This is a genomic window from uncultured Amaricoccus sp., assembly GCF_937891315.1.
In the GTDB taxonomy this organism is placed as follows: Bacteria; Pseudomonadota; Alphaproteobacteria; order Rhodobacterales; family Rhodobacteraceae; genus Amaricoccus.
Window position 1 is genome coordinate 1 of sequence record NZ_CALAGI010000022.1, and the last position, 2,646, is coordinate 2,646.

The window sequence follows — 2,646 nt, forward strand, 5'->3', positions numbered from 1 at the left end:
CCGCTCGGGCTCTGGCTGATCCGGATCTGGCCGCTGACCCGCAAGCTTTCCGGCGCGCTCGCCGGACGGTTGACCGGCCGGGAGAGCATCGCGCTGAAGACCGGCTACTGGGGCGACATCTGGGACGCCCGGGCCCAATGGCGAGACGGCTATCCACCGCCGGACGGCGGCCGCCCCTGAGCCCCGCCCCCGCTTCTCTCCCGCCCCCCCGACTCCGCCTGGAAGATCCGCATGACCGAGCCTGAGCCCGAACTCCTCGCGCCCGACAGATCTATGGCGGACGGGCCCGTGGCCGGTAAACAGCTCTATATCGCCTGGATCGGCTTCCAGCGGCGGGCGGAGTCGATGCGGCAGTTCCTCGGCTTCGAGCTGCATCATGTCCCGCCGCCCTTTGGCGCCCGCGCGCTGAAGCCGATCGGCTATCTCCTCCAGGCGATCCGCACCGCGCGGATCCTGCGCGCCGCCCGGCCGGACACCGTCTGGCTGCAATCACCACCGGCGGCGCTGCCGCAGCTCGCGCTGGCGTTGCGCTACCTCGGGCGGCGGCGGTTCCGTATCCTGGTCGATGGGCATGACGCGGCCTTCACCCCGCCCTGGTCACGCTTTCCGGGCACGGTCGCGGCGATGAACCGCTGCGACCGTGTGCTGGCGCATAACACGGAGATGCGAGGCGTCGCCGAAGCGCTCGGCATCGCGCCGGAGCGACTTCGGGTACTCGAGGATCCACCGCCCCGGCTCGATCTGGTCGCCCGGCCCCCCACGCCGGAAACGGCGGCGGAAACAGAAACGGCGCCCTATGTGCTCGTGCCCTGCTCCTTCGGCGCCGACGAGCGGGCACTGGTGCCGATGGTGCTGGCGGCCGCGGCGCGGCTGCCGGAGTTGCGCTTCAAGATCACCGGGCGGCGAAGCAAGGCCGAGGCGCTCGGCTTTACAAACGCGGCGTCCGCCAATGTCGATTTCACCGACTATCTGTCGCTGCCGGATTTCGAGGCGCTGCTGGCCGGCGCGGCGGTGGTGCTCGGCATCACCACGCGCCAGAATTCGCAGCTGAGCGTGGCGAACGAGGCGCTCGGCGCGCATTGCGCGCTGGTGCTGTCCGACACCCCCACCCTGCGCGCGATCTTCGGCGCGGCGGCGCTCTTTGCCCGAAACGATCCGGAGAGCTTCGCCGAGACCCTCGCCGAGGCGGTCGCCAGCCGTGACGCGCTCCGCGCCCGCAGCGAGGCGCTGAAGATCCGGCGGCGGTCGAGCTGGCTGGCCGAGGCCAGGGCCGCGAGCGGGATCTAGCAGGCTGCTGAAGAAGTCCGGGCTTGTCGGCGCGTGGGGGTCGTGATTCCGTCCTTCCAAGGGTGAGCAGCATTGGGCGGAACGGGCATGCGGGGAGCTGATCGGAGGACGGGGGAGCTGTTCTCCCATGTCGATCTCGAGTCGCGGATTCCAACGGGCCACCCTTCGCGGAAGATCCGCGAGGTGGTGAACGCGACGCTTCCGTCGATGTCGGCGGACTTCTCGGAGCTTTACTCGCACCTCGGCCGTCCGGGCATGCCGCCGGAGCGGCCGCCGCGGGCGCTGCCGCTGCGATGCTTCTATTCGGCGCGGTCGGAGCGGCTGGAGTTCGACCTCTTGTTCCGCTGGTTCGTCGGGCTCGGGGTGGACGACCCGGTGTGGGACGCGAGCAGCTTCTCGAAGAACCGCGACCGGCCGCTGGCGGGCGAGGTGGCGCGGCGGTTCCTGGCGGAGCTGCTGGCGCGGCCGGAGGTGAAGCGGCCGCTGTCAGCTGAGCATTTCTCGGTGGACGGGACGCTGATCCAGGCCTGGGCGAGCCAGAAGAGCTTCCGGCGCAAGGACGGCGAGGATGAGCCGCCGGGGCCGGGGCGGAACGGCGAGAAGGACTTCAAGGGCGAGAGGCCCTCGAACGCGACGCACGCCAGCACCACCGACCCGGACGCGCGGCTCTACCGCGAGGGCGGTGGCCCGCCGGCGGAGCTCTGCTATCCCGGGCACGCGCTGATGGAGAACCGCGGCGGGCTGATCGTGGGAGGCGTGGCGACGCGGGCGACCGGCGACGCCGAGCCGCTGGCGGCGATCGAGCTCGTCAGGGCCGTGGCCGGCCGGCGGCGGATCACGCTCGGCGCCGACAAGGCCCATGACACGGCCAGTTTCGTCCTGGAGCGCCGCGAGGAGAACGTCACGCCCCACGTCGCCCGGAACATCACCACCACCCGCGGCTCGCGCATCGACGGCCGCGCCACCCGGCACGCGGACTATGCGGTCAGCTTGCGCATCCGCAAGCGGATCGAGGAGGGCTTCGGCTGGGTGAAGGAGGTGGCGGGCCTCGCCCAGGTCAGGCTGCGTGGCTTGGCGCGGGTCGACTTCGCCTTCGTCCTCGGCCTCGTCGCCTGCGACCTGGCGCGGCTGCCGAAGCTCCTCGCCGGAGCCTCGCCGTGAGCGCGCCGATAGACTGCCAGCTGATCGGCCGGTGGCGGATCGTCGCGGCCGACCTCTGGGAGGGCGGCACCCTCGACCTCCGCGGGCCGGCCATGCTGGAGATCCGCGCCGACGGCCATGGCGAGATCGCCTTCGGCGCGCCGCGATCTCGCCTACGGCCACGTCGACGTCTCCTTCGACTGGGAGGGAGACGACGAC

3 protein-coding genes and 1 pseudogene are annotated in these 2,646 nt (G+C 71.6%); all 4 read left to right on the forward strand.

Going from position 1 to position 2,646, the window contains the following annotated elements; genetic code table 11:
• Positions 1-180 (forward strand): annotated as a pseudogene (locus tag Q0480_RS01425) (hypothetical protein); the annotation flags it as partial.
• Between the two features lie 51 nt (positions 181-231).
• Positions 232-1,287: a glycosyltransferase gene (locus tag Q0480_RS01430; protein ID WP_299129929.1), complete on the forward strand. Its 1,056-nt coding sequence runs from the start codon at positions 232-234 to the stop codon at positions 1,285-1,287.
• Positions 1,288-1,374: 87 nt separating this feature from the next.
• On the forward strand, positions 1,375-2,448 hold the full coding sequence (locus Q0480_RS01435) for an IS5 family transposase (protein ID WP_299129931.1): 1,074 nt from the start codon (positions 1,375-1,377) through the stop codon (positions 2,446-2,448).
• A partial coding sequence (locus Q0480_RS01440) for a hypothetical protein (RefSeq protein WP_299129932.1) occupies positions 2,445-2,646 on the forward strand: 202 nt, incomplete at its 3' end. The genes Q0480_RS01435 and Q0480_RS01440, both read left to right, overlap by 4 nt.

Bases quoted from the DNA above. Each gene is read 5' to 3' on its own strand.
- Q0480_RS01430 (WP_299129929.1), top strand. From the start codon at position 232: ATGACCGAGCCTGAGCCCGAACTCCTCGCGCCCGACAGATCTATGGCG.
- Q0480_RS01435 (WP_299129931.1), top strand. From the start codon at position 1,375: ATGCGGGGAGCTGATCGGAGGACGGGGGAGCTGTTCTCCCATGTCGAT.